The sequence below is a fragment of the Caulobacter sp. 05L422 genome, assembly GCF_056397765.1.
Genome location: NZ_JBFTOB010000019.1, coordinates 110,027 through 131,049, shown reverse-complemented (window position 1 = coordinate 131,049; position 21,023 = coordinate 110,027). Strand labels below are relative to the sequence as shown.

Below are 21,023 nucleotides of genomic sequence, written 5' to 3'. Positions count from 1 at the left end.
AGCTGGCGGCCCATGCCGGCGTATTGCGAGCCCTGGCCGGTGAAGACGAACGCGATCTTCGGCCGCTGGGCCCCGGAGACCTGGCCGCGCAGCACGCCGGGATCGCTCCTGCCCTGGGCGGCCGCGTCGAGGCGCTTGGCCAACTGCTCGCCGGTATCGGCCAGGATGGCGATGCGGTGCTCGAAGTGCGAGCGCCCGGCGCTGGCGGCGAAGGCGATGTCGGCCAGGGGCGCATCGGCGAACGGCCGGTAGCGCTCGGCCAGGGCTCGCGCCGCCGCCTCGCCGCGGCCCGACAGGGGGATCACCTGCAGGCCGGGATCGGGCTGAACCGCCGCCTCGACCCGCGAAGGCCCCTCCCCCACGATCACGTGGGCGTTCGTGCCGGTGAAGCCGAAGCTGCTGACGCCGGCCAAGCGCGGGGCGTCGCCACGCGGCCAGGCCTGGTCGGAGGTCGGGATCACGAAGGTCGAGGCCAGCTCGATCTGCGGATTAAGGGTCTTCAGATGCAGATGGCGCGGGATGGTCTCATGACGCAGCGCCAGAACCGTCTTGATCAGCCCCGCGATGCCGGCGGCGGCTTCCAGGTGGCCGATATTGGTCTTCACCGAGCCGACCGCGCACGGCCGCGTATCGTCACGGCCCTCGCCGTAAACGGCCTGGATCGACTCCAGTTCGATCGGATCGCCCAGCGGCGTGCCCGTGCCGTGCGCCTCGACCAGCCCCACCTCGACCGGCTGGACCTGGGCGTCGGCCAGGGCTGCCTTGAACAGATCGCGCTGGGCCGCGCCGTTCGGCACGGTGAGCCCGCCGCTGGCCCCATCCTGGTTGACGGCCGAGCCATGGATCACGGCCAGCACGTCGTCGCCGTCGGCCACCGCGTCCGACAGCCGCTTCAGCACCACCAGGCCGCAACCCTCGCCGCGCCCGTAGCCGTCGGCCGAGGCGTCGAAGGTCTTGCAGCGGCCATCGGGCGCCATCATCCGGGCCTGGCAGGTGGCGATGGTGCCTGCGGGCGACAGTATCAGGCTGACCCCGCCGGCCAGGGCCTCGCGGCACTCGCCCAGGCGCAGGCTGCGGCAAGCAAGATGGACCGCGACCAGCGACGACGAGCAGGCCGTGTCGACCGCCATCGCCGGCCCCTGCAGGCCGAAGGTGAAGGCGATCCGCCCGGCGGCGGCGTTCAGCGCCGCGCCGGTGGCGGTGTAGAGCTCGATCTGGCTGGGCGCGCCAAACAGCGTGTTCTGCGCATAGTCGTTGGTGCTGATCCCGACGAACACCCCGGTCTTGTCGCCCGCCTGAGGCGGCCGACCGGCATGCTCGAACGCCTCCCACGCCACCTCCAGCAACAGCCGCTGCTGTGGGTCCAGCGTGGTGGCCTCGCGCGGGGACAGACGGAAGAAGCCGGGATCGAACGCGGCGACGTCTTCCGACAGGAAGCCGCCACGGCGCGTGTACATCTTGCCAGGGGTGGAAGGCTGAGGATCGAAGAAGGCGTCGACGTCCCAGCGGGCCGAGGGAACCTCGCCGGTGGCGTCGCGGCCTTCCGTCAGCGCCATCCAGAACGCGTCCGGACCGTCGACGCCGCCTGGGAAGCGGCAACCCAGGCCGATCACGGCGATCGGTTCGCTGCGCCACCGCTGCGCCTCGCCCAGCTTCTGGCGCAGATCGCGGATCTCGGTCAGCGCCCGTTTGACGACGGCTTCGCGGTCCAACTCCGGCGATGTGTGGGTCATGGCGCGGCCCCTTCGAGTTCACCCGCCAGCAACGCCAGCAATTCAGCCTCGGACGCGCCCTCGAACGCGTCCCGGGGTTCTGCTTCGTCCGCCTGGGGCGGTTCGGCCAGGCCCAGAACGTCCATCAGAAGGTGGTCCGTCAGGGCGGCGATGTTCGGGAAGCGGAAGACCACGGTCGCCGGCAAGGTGACGTCCAGATTGGCGCCCAGGCGGTTCTTCATCTCGACCGCCATCAGCGAGTCCAGGCCCATGTCGAAGAAGCCCGCGTTCGGATCGGCCAGGGTGTCGTCGCCGGTGATGGCGGCCAGTTCGGCCTGGAGGAACCGGACCAGGATCGGCCGACGCTCGCGGGCCGGCGCGGCGATCAGTTCCGTCAGGAAGACGGCGGGGCCGCGGACGGCGCGCTCGTCCTTGACCGCCTCGGCCGGCAAGGCGCCGGCCAGGTCGTCCAGCGCGCGCGGCCGCTCGCCCGGGGCGAACTGCTCCATGAAGGCGGGCCAGTTGACCGGCATTACCGCGACTTGCGGCGAGGACGCGTTCATCAGATCGCCCAGGTGCTTCAGCGCTTCGGCTGGAGCCAGGGCGGAGACGCCGCGCGGGGCGTGGGTCTTGCCGGTACGGCGGGCCAGGTCGGCCGCCATGCCGATGTCGCGCCACGGACCCCAGCCGACGCTGAGCGCGGGCAGGCCCAGCGACCGGCGATGGTTGGCCAGGCCGTCGAGGAAGGCGTTGGCGGCCGAGTAGTTCGCCTGGCCGGGCGAGCCGAACAGCGTCGCGGCCGAGGAGAACATCACGAAGAAGTCGAGCGGCAGGTCGCGGGTCAGGTCGTGCAGGTTCCAGGCCCCGCGCGCCTTGGGCCGCATCACCTTGACGAAGCGCTCGTCGGTCTGGGCAAACAGCACGCCGTCGTCCAGCACGCCGGCCGCGTGCACGATCCCGCGCAGGGGCGGCAGGGCGCCGGCGATCTCGGCCAGGGCGGGCGCAAGGCTCGCGCGGTCGCCGACATCGGCCGACAGGACCGTGATGCGGACTCCGGTGGCTTCCAGAGCCGCGATATCGGCTGCGGCGGCTTCGGTCGGCTGACTGCGTCCGGCCAACACCAGGCTGCGTGCGCCGGCCTCGGCCAGCCAGCGGGCGACGGCGCGGCCCAGGCTGCCCAGACCGCCGGTGATCAGATAGCTGGAGTCCGGCCGCACGGGCGGTGGGGCGGACTTCGGAGCGGGCGCGGCCGCCAGACGGGCGACCAACCGCTGGCCGTCGCGGAAGGCGACCAGGTCTTCGCCGTCGTCGCCGCAGAGCTGGCGGGCAAGGTCCAGCGCTTCGTCGGGATGCGCCTCGGGCGCCAGGTCGACGAGCCCGCCCCAGGCCTCTGGATGCTCCAGGGACAACGCGCGGCCCACGCCCCAGAGCGGAGCCTGATGTGGGGTGACCGTGGCGTCGCCGACTGGCTGTCCGGCTCGGCTGACGAACCACAGCCTGGGCGGCGTGGACGCTTCTCGCAGCACGCCCTGGATCAGGTGCAGGGCGGTCAGCTCTCCGCAGGAGTCGTCATCATCGCACATGCCGTCCAGATCGAGGTTCCACAGATAGGCGATAGCCGAGGGCGCGCTGGCGGCGAGGATCTCCGGCAGCGTCTGATCGAGCGCGTCCAGAGATCCGAGGCGATAGTGGGCGTCGGCCTTGTCGCCGTCGCGCCGCACCAGGGTGCAGGTCTGGCCCATCGCCGTCAGGGTGGCGGCCAGCCTTTCGGCGACGCCGGAGCGGTCGGCGAAGATCAGCACCGACCGCGCGGACGGTTGTGTCGCCGCGTTGAACGGCGCGGTGCGCCATTGCATCTCGTGGAACAGGTCGGCCGCCCCGGTGTTGGCCGCGGGTGTCGGGGCCATCCAGTAGGATTTGCGCTGGAAGGGATAGGTCGGCAGGTGGAGGCGGGCGTGGGGCTGGTGGCGATGGACGGCGGTCCAGTCGATCGGCGCGCCGGCGACATAGAGGGCGGCCAGGGTCTCGCGCAGGGTGTCCAGGTCGCCGCGCTTGCGACGCAGGGACGGCAGCCAGCGGGGACCGGCTTCGGTATCACCCTCGTCCGGCCTGGCCATGGCGGTCAGGATCGGGTGCGGGCCGATCTCGACGACCACGGTGCAGTCCTGGGCTTTCAGGGTCTGCAAGGCGTCGTGGAAGCGCACCGGGTTGCACAGGTGGGCGGTCCAGTAAGCGGCGTCCAGCGGGCCGTCGGCCAGCGCGCCGTCCAGGTCGCGGATCAGCCGGACCTGCGGGCGCTGGTAGTCGACGGTGCGGGCCATCTCGGCGAACGGCTCCAGGATCGGGGCCATCAGCGGCGAGTGGAAGGCGTGGGAGACGGTCAGCGGCCGGCTGGCCACGCCCTTGCGCTCCAGGTCGGCGCGCAGGGCGTCCAGGGCCGTCGCCTCGCCGGAGACCACCAGGTCGCCGGGACCRTTGACGGCGGCCAGCGACAGGCGATCGCCATAGGCGGAAAGGTCGAGATCCGCCTCGCTCGCCCAGACCGCGGCCATGGCTCCGCCCGGCGGCAAGGCCTGCATCAGCTGGGCGCGGCGAGCCACCAGYTTCAGGCCTTCCTCCAGGCTGAACACCCCGGCCACGCAGGCGGCGACATATTCCCCGACGCTGTGGCCCAGCACCACCGAGGGCTCCACGCCCCAGGASCGCCACAGGGCGTACAGGGCGTATTCCAGGGCAAACAGCGCCGGCTGGGTATGGCCGGTCTGGTCGATCAGGCCGCTGGCGTCCTCGAACAGCACCGGCAGCAAGGTYCCGTCCAGCAGGGCGTCGCAGCGGTCCAGGGCGGCGCGGAACACCGGCTCGCGGTCGTARAGCTGGCGGCCCATGCCGGCGTATTGCGAGCCCTGGCCGGTGAAGACGAACGCGATCTTCGGCCGCTGGGCCCCGGAGACCTGGCCGCGCAGCACGCCGGGATCGCTCCTGCCCTGAGCGGCCGCGTCGAGGCGCTTGGCCAACTGCTCGCCGGTCTCGGCCAGGATGGCGATGCGGTGTTCGAAGTGCGAGCGCCCGGCGCTGGCGGCGAAGGCGATGTCGGCCAGGGGCATATCGGCGAACGGCCGGTAGCGCTCGGCCAGGGCCCGCGCCGCCGCCTCGCCGCGGCCCGACAGGGGGATCACCTGCAGGCCGGGATCGGGCTGAACCGCCGCCGCGACCCGCGAAGGCCCCTCCCCCACGATCACGTGGGCATTCGTGCCGCTCATGCCGAAGCTGCTGACGCCGGCGAACCGCGGGCGATCGCCCGACGGCCAAGCGACCGCCTTGGTGGTCACCTCGACAGGCAGCGTGCTCCATTCGATCTGGGGATTGGGCGTGTCGAAATGCAGATGGCGCGGAATGGTCTCGTGGCGCAGCGCCAGCACCGTCTTGATCAGGCCCGCTACCCCAGCAGCGGCTTCGAGGTGGCCGATATTGGTCTTCGCCGAGCCGACGAACAGAGGGCGATCTTTGCCGCCTTCGGGCCGTAGAGCGCGAGCCGCCGCGCCCAACTCGATAGGATCGCCGAGCGGCGTGCCGGTGCCGTGCGCTTCGAGGTAACCGATGTCTTCCGGCGCCAAGCCGGCGCGTTCCAGGGCCTCGCCGATCAGGGCCTGCTGGGCGACGCCGTTCGGCACTGTGAGACCGCCGCTGGCCCCGTCCTGGTTGACGGCGGAACCATGGATCACGGCCAGCACGTCGTCGCCGTCGGCCACCGCGTCCGACAGCCGCTTCAGCACCACCAGGCCGCAACCCTCGCCGCGCCCATAGCCGTCGGCCGAGGCGTCGAAGGTCTTGCACCGTCCGTCGGCGGCCAGGGCGTGCATTCGGGACAGGGCGACATAGGCGTCGGGCGCCAGCATCAGGTTGACGCCGCCGGCCAGGGCCGCCTCGCATTCGCCCATCCGCAGGCTCTGGCAGGCCAGGTGGACCGCGACCAGCGAGGAGGAGCAGGCCGTGTCGATCGCCAGGCTCGGGCCCTGGAAGCCCAGGGTGTGCGACAGCCGCCCGGCGGCGACGCTGAAGGTGTTGCCGGTGAAGGCATAGGCGTCGATCGCCTTGCCGCCTTGCCCCAGCAGCCTGGCGTAGTCGTTGGCGTTGATCCCGACGAACACCCCGACCCGCTCGCCGTCGACCGGTGGCCGTCCGGCATGTTCCAGGGCCTCCCAGGCGACCTCAAGCAACAGGCGCTGCTGCGGGTCCATCGCCGTGGCTTCGCGCGGGGTGACGCCGAAAAACGGGCTGTCGAAGTCCTCGACGGCCACGTCCAGGAAACCGCCCGACTGGCAATAGCTCTTGTCGAGGCGTTCCGGATCGGGGTCGAACCAGTCGGCGGCCGCCCAGCGCTGCGGCGGGATCTGGGTCACGGCGTCCTGGCCGTCGCGGAGCAGGCGCCAGAAAGCTTCGGGATCATTGGCGCCGCCGGGGAAGCGGCAGCCAAGGCCGACGATGGCGATCGGCGCCTGGGGATCGGCTTTCTTCAGGTGGGCGGTCGGCGCGGCGTCCGACGGCGCGATCAGGTCGAGCAGATGCCGCGCCAGACGCTCGATGGTCGGATGATCGAACGCCACGGTCGACGGCAGCGCCCGCCCCAGTCCGGTCTCCAGACGCGAGCGCAGCTCGACCGCCATCAGCGAGTCCATGCCCAGCTCGAACAGGCCCTGCTTCAGGTCCGGCTTGGTCGGCAGGCGCAGGACGCGCTTGACCTCGGACTGGATGCGGTCGAGCAGCAGGTCGTATCGATCGCCCGGATTGGCCGCGAGCAGTTGCGCCGCGAAGGCGCTGACGCCTTGGGCCGATACGCCTGGCGAGGTCTCGGCCGACGTCCATGGAGACGCCGCCGGTTCGGACATCCCCGTCGCGTTCGAGGCGAACGCCAGATGCGGCGACGCCGCCACGTCATCGAGCCAGAACCGCTGGCGCTCGAAAGGATAGGTCGGCAGCGCCGTGCGCCGCCCGCGACCCGCCTCGAACGCCCGCCAGTCGATCGGCGCGCCAATCCGGTAGAGCGCGGCCAGGGCTTCGAGCATCTCGCGGGCGTCGTCGCCGGTCTTGCGCAGCGAGGGAAGCCAGAGGGCGTTCGGCGTCCCGTCGAAGACGCCGGACCGGCGGGCCATGCCCAGCAGCACCGGTTGGGGGCCGATTTCGATGAAGACGGTGAAACCGTCGGCCTTGAGCGTCGCGAGGCCGGCCTCGAAGCGCACCGCTTCCCGCGCATGGCGTCGCCAGTAGGCCGCGTCCGGTGCATCTTCAAGCCTGGCGCCGGTCAGGTTGGAGATCACCGGGAGCACCGGCTGGGCGAACGGTATCTCAGCCGCATAGGCCGCGAAGCCGTCGAGCATCGGCTCCATCAGCGGCGAGTGGAACGCGTGGGAGACGGCCAGTCGCCGATGCCGTACGCCTTGCTCGGCAAGGCGCTCCAGGACCAAGTCCAGCGAGGCCGGAGCGCCGGACAGGACGACATCGTCGGCGGCGTTGACCGCCGCCACGGCGAGATCGGCCGGCAGCTGGCCGAGCAGATCCCTGACCCGCAGTTCGGACGCGGCCACCGCCGCCATGGCGCCGCGTTCGCAAAGCGTCTGCATCATCCGGCCGCGGGTGGCGACCAGACGGAAGCCGTCTTCGAGCGACAGCACGCCCGCCGCCTGCATGGCCGCGAATTCGCCGACGCTGTGGCCGATCACGGCCGCGGGGACGACGCCCCAGGATCGCCAGAGCGCCGTCAGCGCGCATTCGACCGCGTAGAGCGCCGGCTGGGTGAAGGCGGTCTCGTCCAGGCGTCCGGCCTCGCCGTCGCCCCAGAGCAGCGCCCGCAGGTCGGTGTCGAATTCGTCCTGGAAGATCGCGTCGCAGCGGTCGATGACGTCCCGGAAGACGGCTTCTCCGGCGTCGAGTTCGCGCGCCATGCCGACGAATTGGGAGCCCTGGCCGGTGAACAGGAAGACGACGCGCGGGTCGGAACCGTCGAGGCGATGAAGGGGCGTCTCGCCTCGCGTTAGGTCTTCCAACGCCACGGTCAATTCGTCGTGCGAGCCGACGACGGCGGCCCGGTGCCTGAAGTGGGCGCGCCCGGTGTTGGCCGAGAACGCCGCGTCGGCGGCGACCGTGCCGGCCTGGCTCAGCAAGGCGGCGTAGCGCCCGGCCTGAGCGCGGGCGGCCGACTCCGTGGGGGCCGAGACCGTCAGCAGGGTCACGGGGCGGGGCATGGACGGCTCGGACCGGGGCGGTCCGGCTTCCAGGATGACGTGGGCGTTGGTGCCGCTGAAGCCGAACGAACTGATCCCCGCCATCGGCGCCGACGCGGGCCAGGCGACGGCTTGACTGGGAATGGTGATCGGCAGGCTGTCCCACGGCAGGTGGGCGTTCGGCTTTTCGAAATGGAGGTGGGCCGGGATCTCGCCGTGCTCCAGGGCCAGGATCGTCTTGATCAGGCCCGCGACGCCGGCGGCGGCCTCGAGGTGGCAGATATTGGTCTTGGCCGAGCCGACGATCAGCGGGCCGTCGCGGTCGCCATAGGCGCGCGCCAGGGCCGCCAGTTCGATCGGGTCGCCCAGCGGCGTGCCCGTGCCGTGGGCCTCGACGTAGCCGACCTCGTGCGGCGCGACCCCGGCGTCGGCGAGCGCGGCGTTGATCACGCCTTCCTGCGACAGGCCGTTGGGGGCGGTCAGGCCGTTGCTGCGGCCGTCGTGATTGACCGCCACTCCGCGCACCACGGCGCGGATGTCGTCGCCGTCGCGCAGGGCGTCGGACAGGCGCTTCAGAACGACGACCCCGCACCCCTCCCCGCGCCCGTAGCCGTCGGCGCCGTTGTCGAACGTCTTGCAGCGGCCGTCTGGCGCCAGCGCGCGGACCTTGCAGAAATAGACCGTGCTTTCCGGCATCAGCAGCAAGTTGACGCCGCCGACCAGCGCCTGGTCGCAGCGCCCCGAGCGCAGATGCTGCACCGCCAGGTCCAGCGCCACGAGCGAGGACGAACAGGCGGTGTCGACCGTCATGCACGGTCCCTGCAGGCCCAGGACATAGGACAGCCGCCCGGCCGCGACGCTGGGGGTGGTGCCGGTGCCTGTATAGGCGTCGATGGCCTCGACCCCCGCCCGGGCCAGGGTGTGGGCGTAGTCGTTGTTGCAGATGCCTAGGAAGACCCCGGTGCTAGAGCCGCCCAGCCGATCGGGCGGCAGGCCGGCGTCCTCCAGGGCTTCCCAGGCGACCTCGAGGAACAGCCGCTGCTGCGGGTCCATCGTCACGGCCTCGCGGGGCGCGATGCCGAAGAAGGCCGGATCGAAGGTGTCGACGCGGTCGAGGAAAGCGCCGCGCTTGGTGTACATCTTGCCGGGGATGTTGGGATCGGGATCGTAGAAGGCCTCGACGTCCCATCGCCCGGCCGGCGCGTCGCCCACGGCGTCGCGGCCTTCGCGCAGCAGCGACCAGAAGGCTTCGGGATTGTCGGCGCCGGGGAAACGGCAGCCCAGGCCGATCACCGCGATCGGCTCGCGCTGGGACCTTTCGGCGATCTCCAACCTCGAGCGCATGCCCTCGAGCGCCCGGAACGCGCCCGCCAACAAGCCTCTCGAATCGTTGGCGATATCGTTCATCTCACACCGTCTGTCGGGGCACGAAGATGCGGGTCACCGAAAAGCCGCCCGATCCCCCGATGAACAGCGCCAGGGCGCCGAACATGTAGAGAAGGGTCTGCTCGTAGCCCGGCAGCGGCTGGTCCGGATTGAGCGGCGGCGGGAAGCCGCCGTTGAGCAGGGCCGTGATCAGGTTGGCCGCCATCTCGATCACGATCAGTAGGGCGACCAGCGAGACGAAGGTCCCGCTGAACAGCAGCAGGCCGCCGAAGAATTCCAGGCAGCCGATCACCCAGGACAGCAGCTCGGGGAACGGCACGCCCATGCCCTTCATGATGTAGAGGAAGCTGGCGTGCCCCTCGGCGGTGCAGATCTTCGGATAGCCGTGATAGGCCAGACCCCCGCCGACGATCGCCCGGACGGGAATGGGAGCCAGTTCGTACCAGCGCTTTGTCATGGTCGCCCCTCCCCTCAGGATGTCGCGGCGGATCTCGCCACCCATCGCCAGATTCCGTTGTCGAGCGCGTACTTGCCGCCGCCGGCGATCACCAAGGCGGTCAGGAACAGGATGTAGAAGAGGTTGGTCTCGTAGTCGGGCAGCGGCATCTGGCCGGCCAACGGCGGCGGGAAACCCTTGCCGATGACGAAGATGGTCAGCACCCGCGTGGAGAGCTCCAGCGCCACCAGCAGCGAGGCGAAGACCGTGAACGCGCCGAACAGCACGCACAGCCCGCCGACCAGCTCAAGCGAACCGACCGAGGCCGCCGAAAGCTCCGGCCACGGAAGGCCGACCTCGGTCAGTTGATGAACGAAGTTGGCGTAGCCGGCCTGGGTGAAGACGATCGGCGCGGAATGGTAGATGAGGCCGCCGCCGGCCGCCACGCGGATGGCCAGCTGCGGCGTCTGGGATATGTCTCTGAGCATCAGGGCCTCCCCCCTGGCGGCGCGGCCAGGCCTTCGCCGATCGCGTCGACCTTGCGCGCGAGCAAGGTGAACAGCTCAGCCTCCGACAGGTTGTCGATCTGCGCCTCGGTCAGGGAGTCCCGCCAGACCGCGCGGGACGCGGCGCGAGGCGCAGGGCGAACGTTCAGTTCCGGCGTCGCCAGATGCGTCGCCAGGGCGTCGATGGTGGGATAGTCCCAGAGCAGGGTCGGCGGCAGGCTGCGTCCGAGCCAGGTCTCCAGCTCGCCCGCCAGGCTGACGGCCTTCAGGGAGTCCAGGCCGAAGGCGCTGAACGGCGCGCCGATGTCGATCTCCGCGCGTTCGATGTCGAGCATGGCCGACAGCTGTTCGGCGATCCAGCTCCTGATCTCGCCGGCGGTCGCCTGGCGGCGAACCGTGAGCGGCGTGACGCGTGACAGGGTCGGCGCGGCGCGCTGCGACGTCCAGGTGATGCGCAGTTGTCCCGCCTCGTAGGCCCGCCGGCAGCCTTGGCGCTCCAGCTTGCCGCTGGAGGTCTTGGGCACGCCCAGCGGAGGCACAAGGACGATGGTGTCGACCTGGATGTCGAACTCCTCGGCGACCGCCTTGCGGATCGCCGCGGCGATCTCCTCGACGGGCGGATCGCGTTGGGCGCGGACCAGTTCGTGCACCAGCACCAGCCGTTCGGCCCCGTCGCGCTCGACCGAGAAGGCGGCGTTGCCCCCCTCGCGCAGCGCGGCGTGGCTGGCAGAGGCCACGGCTTCGAGATCCTGCGGGTAGTAGTTGCGGCCATGAAGGATGATCAGTTCCTTCAGTCGACCGGTCACGAACAGTTCGCCGTCACGCAGGAAGCCGAGATCGCCCGTACGCATGAACGGCCCCGCCCCGTTGATGAGGCGTGCGTTGAAGGTGTGCTCGGTCTCGGTCGGGCGGTTCCAGTAGCCCTGGGCCACGCTCGGGTCGCGAACCCAAATCTCCCCCACCTCTTCCGGGGCGCAGGGATGGCAGGTCGCCGGGTGGACGATCTCGACCCGTTCGACCTGAACCGAGCCCGCGCCGACCAGTCGCCTGAAGCCGCCGGTCGCCCCGGGAGCGACCTGGTTGCGAGCCAGGGCGGCGGCGTCGAAATTGCTCACCACGAACCGGTCGCCGCGTTTGCGGGTGGTGACCATCAGGGTGGCTTCGGCCAGGCCGAAGCAGGGATGGAAGGCGTCGCGGCGGAAGCCGGCCGGCGCGAAATAGTCCGCGAACATCTCGAGCGTTTCGGCGCGGATCGGCTCGGAGCCGCAGGGCGCGACCACCCAGTGGCTGAGGTCCAGCGTGCTGCGCTGCTCGGGCGTCACCGAGCGCACGCACAGCTCGTAGGCGAAGTTCGGAGCCCCGCTTACCGTGGCCTTCTCGCGCGAGATCATGTCGAGCCAGCGGAACGGCTGCTGCAGGAACGAAACAGGCGCCATCAGCGACAGGGGCAGGCCCACATAGGCCGCCTGCAGGATGGCGCCGATCAGGCCCATGTCGTGATAGGGCGGCAGCCAGGACACGCCGCGGCTTTCGGCCGTTGTGCCGAACGCCTTCCGCATCAGGTCGGAATTGCGGATCAGGTTGCCGTGGCTGACCATCACACCCTTGGGCGAGGCGGTGGAACCCGAGGTGTATTGCAGGAAGGCCAGATCGTCGGGTTTGGCGTCGACAGGGTCCGTGTCGGGCCCCTGGAGCGGCAGGTCGTCGACCAGCAGCCAGTCCAGAGCCGCCAGTCGCGGCAGCTCCAGAGGTCCTCCGTGTACGGCGCTGAAGATGTCCTGGGTCGTCAGGGCGGCGCGCGCCCCGGACTCCACGGCGACGGCGTTGATCCGGTCGAGCGAGCGATTGCGCCGCGGCGGATACACCGGCACGGCGATGACGCCGGCGTAGAGGCAGCCATAGAAGGCGCCGATATAGTCCAGTCCGGGCGGGCAGAGCAGCAGGACCCGCTCGCCCTGCAGGCCATGCGACCGCAGTCGAGCGGCCAAGGCCCTGGCCCGGCCGTCAAGTTGGGCGTAGGTCCAGGTCTCGACCTGGGAGTCCGTTCCGCGAACGAACTTGTAGGCGACGCGCGTGGGTTGTGTGCGGGCCCTGGCCTGCAGAATATCGATGAACGTGGCGTGGCCGCCGACGGCGCCTTCAGCGACGACCTCGTCGACCGCCATTCGTTCGCTCCCAAGTGAAAGCAACTTGTTCGCCTCCGTGGCAACCTAGCCGGTGCTGATCACGTTCAGCACCTTTTAGTTGTGTTGATAGACGTGATACACCTGCGGCGAGCGAGGCGTATAAAAATGACTGGCTGAAGTGCGTATCGTAACGTGGTCAGCGAACTAATCAGCTACGAATGACGCGATATATACTTTGCTACTACAAAGACGTGGAGCTAACATCGGCTTCTGTGCTGAAGCATCGATACAATTTACAGGCGAAGGTCTTGTGTTAGGCAACCTTCCATCGCACCGCAGCATTTGTCAACCCAAAGCTGCGCAACCTTTTCGAGCTTAAGTCGATTTACTCAATCTGTGTGCAGTGCCGCGAGCATATGATGAGGCGCTGCCCAAGGGCGCCTTTCGGTCATCGGATATCACCCCTGTCGGAAGGACCGTCGAGCCATGCGCACCGCCATCGTCACCGGGGCCAACCGAGGACTTGGACAGGCCTGTAGCGAAACCATTCTGGAGACGTCGTCATGGCGTGTCGTCCTGGCCGTTCGGGACGTGGCCGCGACGACCGAGATCGTCCGTCTCGCCGGCGGCGATCGGACCCTGCCGGCCAGGCTCGACCTGGGATCACTGGACGACGTCCGCGCCTTCGCCCGGCGCGCGGCCATGGACGGTCCCATCGACGCCCTGGTCTGCAACGCCGGAATCCAGCACGTCGCCCCTGGCCTTGTACGGACGAAGGACGGTCTGGAAAGCACCTTCCAGGTGAACTTCCTGGGACATTTCCTGCTCGCCAACCTGCTGCTGCCCCACATGGCCAAGCCCGCGCGGATCGTCTTCGTCTCGAGCGGCACGCACGATCCCAAGCAGAAGACCGGTTTGCCGGCGCCCGCCTATACGAGCGCTCAAAAGCTGGCGTTCCCGGACGAAGAGACGGGCGATCCGATGAAGATCGGCCTGCGCCGCTATACGACCTCAAAACTCTGCACCGTCTACGGCGTCCACGAATTGCACCGGCGCCTGCGGGAGGCCGGGGTGGACTGGATCGACGTCAACGCCATGGACCCCGGGATGATGCCCGGTACGGATCTGGCGCGGGAATATCCGTCGTGGATGCGCTGGTCGTGGGACTATCTGCTGCCGGCGCTCCGCCCATTCCTGCGCAACACCAATTCGCCGGATCGTTCGGGCCGGAACCTGGCCGCCTTGGCGATCGCGCCGGAGTTCGACGGCGTATCCGGCCGCTACTTCGAGGGGATCAAGGAGATACGCTCCTCGGAGCTATCCTACGACGACGCCAATGCGCGGGATCTTTGGGAGACCAGTTGCCGGCTGGCAGGCTTGCCGACGAACGGCCTGATCGACACGCTCAAATCCGACGCGGGTTCGGACGCGCGCTCCAGCTGAACCTGAACGCCCTGGCTCAGAATGCCTGAGCCGCGCTCGGCGTCGAGACATGGGCCGCGGCCGCCGCGTGGGCTCGCGACCCGATCATGGCCGACAGGATCGCCGCGCCGAAGATGATGGCGATCAGCCCGGCGCTTTGCCAGAAGTGCGATGTGTGCATGGATGTGCTCCCTCAGCCCCAACAGACTACGCCGTTCAAGCGAAAGACCAATCGGGTCGAACCCTGATCCGTGAAGCTCGGAATTCGAGCGATGGACGGCGAGAAATGCTCCGGTTCGCGACGGTTTGAGCGGTCGAACGACGCTCCACGAACGCTGCTTGCCATAAAGATAGCTTTAGCTACTGTAACCCTCATAAAACAGTAACGGGGGTATGGAATGCGGAAGCTTCAGGTGCTCGCGGGCGTCGCCGGGATGGCGATGATGGCAGCGGTGGGAAACGCCTCGGCCCAGGAGGCGACCGCTCTCGACGAGATCGTCGTCACCGCCCAGAAACGATCGGAAAACCTTCAGGACGTGCCGGTTTCGGTGACCGCCCTGACCGCCGACCAGCTCAAGGACCAGCGGGTCGGCGACGTGCTGGCGCTGTCGGGCCTGTCCCCGGGCCTGCAGATCAAGACCGACGACAATGCCGCCAACCCCCGCATCTTCATCCGCGGCATCGGGGTGAACGACTTCAATCCCAGCACGGCCAGCGCCGTCGGGGTCTATGTCGACGGGGTCTACGTCGCCTCCCCGCTCGCCCAGATGGCGGGCTTCTACGACCTGCAGCAGGTCGAGGTGCTGCGCGGGCCGCAGGGCACGCTCTATGGCCGCAACACCACGGGCGGCGCGATCAACGTCACCACCAAGAAGCCGAGCAGCACGCCTCAAGGCGACCTGGCCGTCGACTACGGCCGATTCAATTCGCTCAACGTCCAGGCGGGTTTCGGCGGCCCGCTGGGCGGCGACACCTTGGCGTTCCGGATCGCCGGTCTCTACGACAAGAGCGACGGCTACACCCTCAATCGCCTGACGGGGAACAAGGGCAACGACGCCGACCGCAAGGCCGTGCGCGGCGCCTTGCGCTTCACGCCCGACGACAAGCTGACGGTCGACGTCTCGGCCAGCTACAGCAAGTCGAGCGGTGGTTCGATCCTGACCTACAACCGCTCCCTGGTCGCCCAGACGGCCGAGGCGGCCAGCACGGCCGATCCCGATCCGACCTTCGGCTACATCTTCTGCAAGCCGTCCTATTACACCTCGGGCCAGTGTACCAATGTCGCCGGTTACGCCAACACCAGCGACAACAAGTACGAGGGCGACTACCGCTTCGAGGGCAAGGACGTCGTCAAGCTGTTCGGAGCGACCTCGGCGATCAGCTACGACTTCGGCGGTGTGACGCTTTATTCGATCACCGGCTATCAGCGGGCCAAGCGCGACGACTACGAAGAGACCGACGCCAATCCGATCTCGATCTTCGACGCGCGCTATGTCGCCGAGCAGGACACCACCAGCCAGGAGTTCCGCCTGCAATCGAACGGGGCGACGGCGCTGCGTTGGGTCGCCGGCGTCTACGCCGCTCGCGACAACCTGGACAATGACAGCCACTACAATGTCCTGGAAGTGCTGCGCGTCCCCGATCCGGTCAACAACCCGACCGGCATGGACCCGGCCAACAGCGTTGGCGTGTTCGGCTGGCCGCTGCACCAGATGACCAAAAGCTACGCCGCCTTCGGCCAGGTCGACTACGACCTGACCCCGAAGTTGACCCTGACCGGCGGCCTGCGCTGGTCGCAGGACGAGAAGGCTTTCCACTATGTCAGCGACGTCGACTACGGCCTGCTGACGCTGTTCGAATACGACAACGAGAAGACCTTCAGCTCGATCTCGGGCCGCCTGGGCCTGCGCTATGCGGTGAGCGACGACGCCAATGTCTACGCGACCTACAATCGCGGCACCAAGAGCGGCGGGTTCTTCAGTGGCCAGACCACCGATCCGGCCGACCTGGGCCCCTATCGGGACGAGACCGTCAACGCCTACGAGGTCGGGGCCAAGAGCGAGTTCCTGGACCGCCGCCTGCGGGTGAATGTCTCGGCCTTCTACTATGACTACAAGGATCTGCAGGTCTACACGGTGATCCAGCGCAACGGCCTGCCGGTGCAGCTGTTCACCAACGCGTCGAAGGCCCGCGTCTATGGCGGCGAGGCCGAGATCGAGGCGCGGCCGATGAGGGGCCTCTCCCTGACCCTGGGCGCTTCGCTGCTCAGCGCCGAATACAAGGACTTCCAGTCGCTGGGCGAGGACTATTCGGGCAACACCCTGCCCTCGGCGCCCAAGACCAGCCTGAACGGCACGGCGCGCTACGAGCATCCGCTGGGCGCGGGCGACCTGATCACCCAGCTGGACTTCACCTATCGCAGCAAGGTCTATTACGACACGGCCAACACCGAGCGGCTCAGCGACAAGGCTCGCGCCTTCGTCAACGGCCAGGTGGGCTGGGCCTTCGCCGACGGGCGTTACGAACTGGGCGTGTGGGGCAAGAACCTGGCCGACACCACCAACATCTCGGACATCACCCCGATCGCCGCCTTCGGCTTCGATGTGTTCAGCATGGGCCCGCCGCGCACCTACGGCGTCTACTTCCGGGCCCGATATTGAGCGCGATCGACATTCCGGCGGCCGTCGCCCCGACGCCCCCTGTCACGGGCGTGTGGATCGGCGCGCCGCCCAGCCTGGTCCAGCGCCTGACGGTGTTCTGGATCGGGCTGGTCGGGGTGCTGTTTCCCGGCGTCGGGCCTCTGCTGCTGGGCGGGATGGAAGCGGCTGGTCGGCTGACGGCCAATCAGCTGGGCCTGGCGGGCATGGCCGAGCTGGTGGCGATGGGGATCGGCGCGGCGGTGATCGGCCCGCTGTTCGGCGAGCGCCGGCTGCGGCTGGCGGCGGTGGCCTGCGGCCTGCTGTTGGCGGCTCTGGACCTGGCCACGACCCGCCTCTCCGGTGATCTGCTGATCCTGGTCCGCGCCGTCGCGGGTCTGCCAGCCGGCGCGATGATCTGGCTGATCACCGGCATGATCGTCCGTTCGCCGCGCCCGGAGCGCTGGGCGGGCCTCTACCTGACGATCCAGACCCTGCTTCAGCTGGGCGTGGTGAGCGCGGTCGGCGCCTTCGTCATCGGACCGTTCGGGCCGGACGGAGGGTTCGTGGTGCTGGCCGCCCTCACCGTCTCCGCCGCGCTTGCCGGCCTGGCGATCCCGGGCGTCTACGCCCCCCTGGTCGAGACCGAGGACAACCCCAAGGGGCTGCCCAGTTCGCGCGGCTGGATCGCCCTGGCGGCCGTCTTCTGCTTCCAGGCCTTCATCCTGGCGGTCTGGATCTATGCCGAGCCGCTGTCGCGTCAGGCCGGACATCCCGCGAGCGTCGCCAGCGCCGCCTTCGCGGTGTCGTTGGCCGCGCAGGTCGCCGGCGGCGCCGTGGCGACAGCCCTGGCCGCGCGGCTGTCCTGGTTCTGGTCGTTGACGGTCGCCGTGATCCTGGCCGCCGGCGCCCTGCTGGTCATGGCCAGCCTGCCGTCGGCCGCGATGTTCCTGGCGGCCTCGGCGGTGTTCGGCTTCGTCTGGCTGTTCGCCTCGCCCTATCTGACGCCGTTGGCGATCGAGGCCGATCCGAGCCGCCGGGCCGCCTTGCTGGGGCCGGGCGCGAGCCTGCTGGGTTGCGGCGCGGGACCCCTTCTGGCCTCGTTCGTGGTCAGCGGCGCCGACGTGCGTCCGGCGGGCTGGCTGAGCGCGGGCCTGGCGCTGATCACCCTGGTGATCGTCGCCTTCCTGCACGTGACGAGGCCGCGCTAAGGGTTCAGGCCGATTGGCTTTTTTCACCAAAGCGCTCTAGTCCAGAAGGACTGGAATGGAGAGACCGCATGCCGAAGGCGACGGCCAGAAAGACCGCCGGCCCCGACATCGCGCTGGACGCCAAGCTGCAGCCGACCCAGGCCCGCGGCCAGGACACCTACGAGATCGTCCTGGCCACGGCCGGCGAGATGCTGGGCGAGACCGGCTTCGAACAGTTGACCACCAACGCCATCTGCAAGCGCGCCGGCCTGACCCCGCCGGCCCTCTACCGCTATTTCCCCAACAAGTACGCGATCCTCAAGGAACTGGGCGACCGGCTGATGAAGGCCCAGGACGACAAGGTCGCCGCCTGGATCGAGGCCGGCGGGCTGGAGGGCGACACCGCCGCCGAGCGCATCGAGAAGAACGTGGTCATGCTGACCGAGATGATCGAGATGACGCGGCGCTTTCCGGGCGGCGCGGCGATCGGTCGGGCCCTGCGCGCTGTGCCGATGCTGCAGCAGCTCCGCTTCGCCTCGCGCGACATGGTGGCCGATCAGTTCGGCGAGATCCTCAAGGCGCGGTACCCGGGCGCGCCCGAGGGCCGGGTTCGACTGGCGATGCGGATGATGGTCGAGTTGACCTATTCGGCCACCGAGATGGCCGTCGAGGAGCCGGACCAGGACGCCCTGGCCCTGAGCCGCGAGGTCTGTCTGCTGTTCGAGCGGTATTTCGACACGTTCGGCGATGCGTCGCTGGTGCCCTGGAACGACGAGTTGCAAGAACGGTAGTTTTTACTATCATCGTTGCATCGCGGATGGGGAGATGCGGATGACGGGGTGGAGCAACTGGTCGGGCAGCGTCGCGGCCTCCCCTCGCCTGATCGCAAGACCCCGCGACGCTGGTGAGCTGGCCGCGCTGGTCGGCCAGGCGAGCAAGGTCCGCGTGGTCGGGGCCGGCCATTCGTTCATGCCGCTGTGCGAGACCAGCGACCTGCTGCTGAGCCTGTCCGATTACGAGGGCGCGGTCGAGATCGCGCCGGACCGCAAGACCGTCTGGGCGCCGGCGGGCTGGAGCCTCAAGCGGTTGACCGCGGCCTTGTGGGCGGAAGGCCTGTCGCTGATCAATCAGGGCGACATCAATCCGCAGTCCCTGGCCGGCGCCATCTCGACCGGCACCCATGGCACGGGCGCCGAGCTGGGCAGTCTGTCGACCCAGGCGTGCGGTTTCCGGCTGATGACCGCCGACGGCGCGATCGTCGAGTGCGGGCCCGGCCAGAACCCCGAGCTCTACGAAGCCCAGCGCCTGTCGCTCGGCCTGCTCGGCGTCGCCGTCGATATCCGGATCCATGTCGTGCCCGCCTACCATCTGGAGGAGCGGGTCGAGCGCCGGCCTCTGGCCGAGGTCGCCGAACGCCTGGACGAACTGGCCGCCGCCACGCGCCACATGGAGTTCTTCGTCTTTCCGTATTCGGACGATGTGATCTTCAAGACCCTGCATCCGGTGGAAGTCCAGGATCCGGGCCGGCCGCCCAAGGAGGTCGGCGAGGACAGCGAGGCCACCTTCAAGACGATCTGCGACATCTGCGCCGCCGTGCCGATCCTCACGCCGTCGCTGCAGCGGCTGATGATGCGGATGATGGGCAAGGCCAGCCGACGCGTGGGCCCGGCCCACGAGATCTTCCCGTCCGAACGCAACATCCGCTTCGAGGAAATGGAGTACGAGCTGCCGCGCGCCGCCGGCCTGCCGACCCTGAAGGCGGCCATGGCCCACATCCGCAAGCGCCGCCTGCCGATCACCTTCCCGTTCGAGTTCCGGCTGGCCGCGGGCGATGACATCTGGATGAGCCCGTTCAACGCGGGTCCCGGCGCCTCGATCTCGTTCCACCAGTACGCCAGGATGCCCTGGCGCCCGGCCTTCGCCGAGATGGAGGCCGTGCTGCGCGACGGGGCGGGCCGTCCCCACTGGGCCAAGCGCCACACCCTGACGACGGCCGACGTGCACCGGCTCTATCCGCGCGCGACGGACTTCGTGGCGGCCTGCAAGATCTGGGATCCCGCCGGCAAGTTCGCCAATACTCACCTGACCGAACTTTTCGGCCTCTGATCGGAACCGCACCATGACCGACCAAGACCTGCACGCCCATCTGATCGGCGCCCAGGGTTCGCGCCGCGACCTCAACACCCCGGTGCTGGTGATCGACAAGCCGGCCCTCGAACGCAACATCGCCCGGATGGCGGAGTTCGCGGCGAGCAAGGGCGTCAAGCTGCGGCCCCACGCCAAGACCCACAAGAGCGTCGACGTCGCCAGGCTGCAGATCGCGGCCGGCGCGGTGGGCCTGTGCTGCGCCAAGATCGGCGAGGCCGAGACCCTGGTCGACGGCGGGGTCTCGACCGGCCTGCTGATCACCTCGCCCGTGGTCTCGGCCTCGGCCGTCGCCCGTTTGATCGCGCTGAACGCCGTGACCACCGACCTGATGGTGGTGGCCGACAATCCGGCCAACGTCGCCGCCCTGGGCGCGGCCGCCGCCGCTGGCAAGCTGCTGAAGGTGGTCATCGACCTGGACCCCGGCATCCATCGCACCGGCGTGGCTTCGCCCGAGGCCGCGGTGGCGTTGTTCCAGGCGATCCAGGCCCAGCCGGCCCTGACCTATGCTGGCCTGCAGTGCTATTGCGGCATGCAGCAGCACATCGCGAGCTTCGCCGACCGCAAGGCCAATCTCGAGGATCGGGGGGGCTATATCCGGTCGGTGATCGAAGCCCTGACCGCCGCCGGCGGCCCGCCGCCGATCGTGTCGGGTTCAGGCACTGGATCGCACCGGATCGACGCGGAACTGGGGATCTTCACCGAGTTCCAGGTCGGCTCGTACGTGTTCATGGACGGCCAGTACCTGGTCTGCGACATCGCCGGCGACGGGGCGGAGGAAAGCCCCTACGAGCCCTCGCTGCTGATCGATGCGCGGGTCGTCAGCGCCAACACGCCGGGGATGGTCACGGTCGATGCGGGCTTCAAGGCGCTGTCCACCGACGCCGAGCCGCCCACGGTGCTGGGCGGGGCGCCGGACGGATCACGCTACTTCTTCATGGGCGACGAGCACGGCGCGATCCTGCCGCCGCCCGGAACGACGCCGCCCGGCCTGGACGACCGCGTGATCCTGGGCGCGCCGCACTGCGATCCGACCGTGAACCTGTACGACACCTACCACGTGGTGGACGGCGACACCCTGGTGGCGCTGTGGCCGGTCTCGGCGCGGGGGCGCTCGCGCTAGGCCCCCGGAAAGCGCTCCGGAAATGAGGAGTCTGGAGGAGCCCGCCTAGGGAAATCCCTCGATACCCACCCCGGGTCCCGCAAGCCCATCCTGCCGGCTCTTTCAAGGACCGGCCGGAGGCCA

Annotated in this window: 12 protein-coding genes; 6 read left to right on the top strand and 6 right to left on the bottom strand. The window is 69.1% G+C overall.

The annotated features are described in order from the left end of the window. The 5 genes from AC1DMQ_RS18345 to AC1DMQ_RS18325 all read right to left on the bottom strand — a co-directional run. On the bottom strand, nt 1-1,733 hold a 1,733-nt coding region (locus AC1DMQ_RS18345), incomplete at its 3' end, for a type I polyketide synthase (protein ID WP_477034992.1). Continuing rightward, nucleotides 1,730-9,274 carry a type I polyketide synthase gene (locus AC1DMQ_RS18340; protein WP_477034991.1) on the bottom strand — a complete coding sequence of 2,515 codons (7,545 nt, stop codon included), beginning with the start codon at nt 9,272-9,274 and terminating at the stop codon, nt 1,730-1,732. The genes AC1DMQ_RS18340 and AC1DMQ_RS18345, both read right to left, overlap by 4 nt. 64 nt (nt 9,275-9,338) lie before the next feature. Further along, entirely contained in the window at nt 9,339-9,773 is a 435-nt protein-coding gene (locus AC1DMQ_RS18335) for a DoxX family protein (protein ID WP_477034990.1), read from the bottom strand. Between the two features lie 14 nt (nt 9,774-9,787). Next, nucleotides 9,788-10,240: a DoxX family protein gene (locus AC1DMQ_RS18330; RefSeq protein WP_477034989.1), complete on the bottom strand. Its 453-nt coding sequence runs from the start codon at nt 10,238-10,240 to the stop codon at nt 9,788-9,790. Then, nucleotides 10,240-12,423, bottom strand: coding sequence for an AMP-binding protein (locus tag AC1DMQ_RS18325; protein ID WP_477034988.1), 2,184 nt, complete (start codon nt 12,421-12,423; stop codon nt 10,240-10,242). The genes AC1DMQ_RS18330 and AC1DMQ_RS18325 overlap by 1 nt, the downstream gene beginning before the upstream one ends. Before the next feature lie 447 nt (nt 12,424-12,870). Here AC1DMQ_RS18325 and AC1DMQ_RS18320 point away from each other — a divergent pair, with 447 nt between their 5' ends. Continuing rightward, nucleotides 12,871-13,827, top strand: a complete 957-nt coding sequence (locus AC1DMQ_RS18320) for an SDR family NAD(P)-dependent oxidoreductase (protein ID WP_477034987.1) — start codon at nt 12,871-12,873, stop codon at nt 13,825-13,827. Nucleotides 13,828-13,843: 16 nt separating this feature from the next. Here the strand turns inward: AC1DMQ_RS18320 and AC1DMQ_RS18315 are convergent, their stop codons facing one another. Next, nucleotides 13,844-13,987 carry a hypothetical protein gene (locus AC1DMQ_RS18315; protein WP_477034986.1) on the bottom strand — a complete coding sequence of 48 codons (144 nt, stop codon included), beginning with the start codon at nt 13,985-13,987 and terminating at the stop codon, nt 13,844-13,846. A gap of 217 nt (nt 13,988-14,204) precedes the next feature. Between AC1DMQ_RS18315 and AC1DMQ_RS18310 the strand changes: the two genes are divergently transcribed. The 5 genes from AC1DMQ_RS18310 (at nt 14,205) to AC1DMQ_RS18290 (ending at nt 20,900) form a co-directional block, all read left to right on the top strand. Further along, nucleotides 14,205-16,466, top strand: coding sequence for a TonB-dependent receptor (locus tag AC1DMQ_RS18310; protein WP_477034985.1), 2,262 nt, complete (start codon nt 14,205-14,207; stop codon nt 16,464-16,466). Next, nucleotides 16,463-17,653, top strand: coding sequence for an MFS transporter (locus AC1DMQ_RS18305; protein WP_477034984.1), 1,191 nt, complete (start codon nt 16,463-16,465; stop codon nt 17,651-17,653). Before AC1DMQ_RS18310 ends, AC1DMQ_RS18305 begins: the two co-directional genes overlap by 4 nt. A 68-nt stretch (nt 17,654-17,721) precedes the next feature. Beyond that, on the top strand, nt 17,722-18,423 hold the full coding sequence (locus tag AC1DMQ_RS18300) for a TetR/AcrR family transcriptional regulator (protein WP_477034983.1): 702 nt from the start codon (nt 17,722-17,724) through the stop codon (nt 18,421-18,423). A gap of 40 nt (nt 18,424-18,463) precedes the next feature. Then, entirely contained in the window at nt 18,464-19,738 is a 1,275-nt protein-coding gene (locus tag AC1DMQ_RS18295) for a D-arabinono-1,4-lactone oxidase (RefSeq protein ID WP_477034982.1), read from the top strand. Between the two features lie 13 nt (nt 19,739-19,751). Then, nucleotides 19,752-20,900, top strand: coding sequence for a DSD1 family PLP-dependent enzyme (locus AC1DMQ_RS18290; protein WP_477034981.1), 1,149 nt, complete (start codon nt 19,752-19,754; stop codon nt 20,898-20,900). The last annotated feature ends 123 nt before the right edge of the window (nt 20,901-21,023 follow it).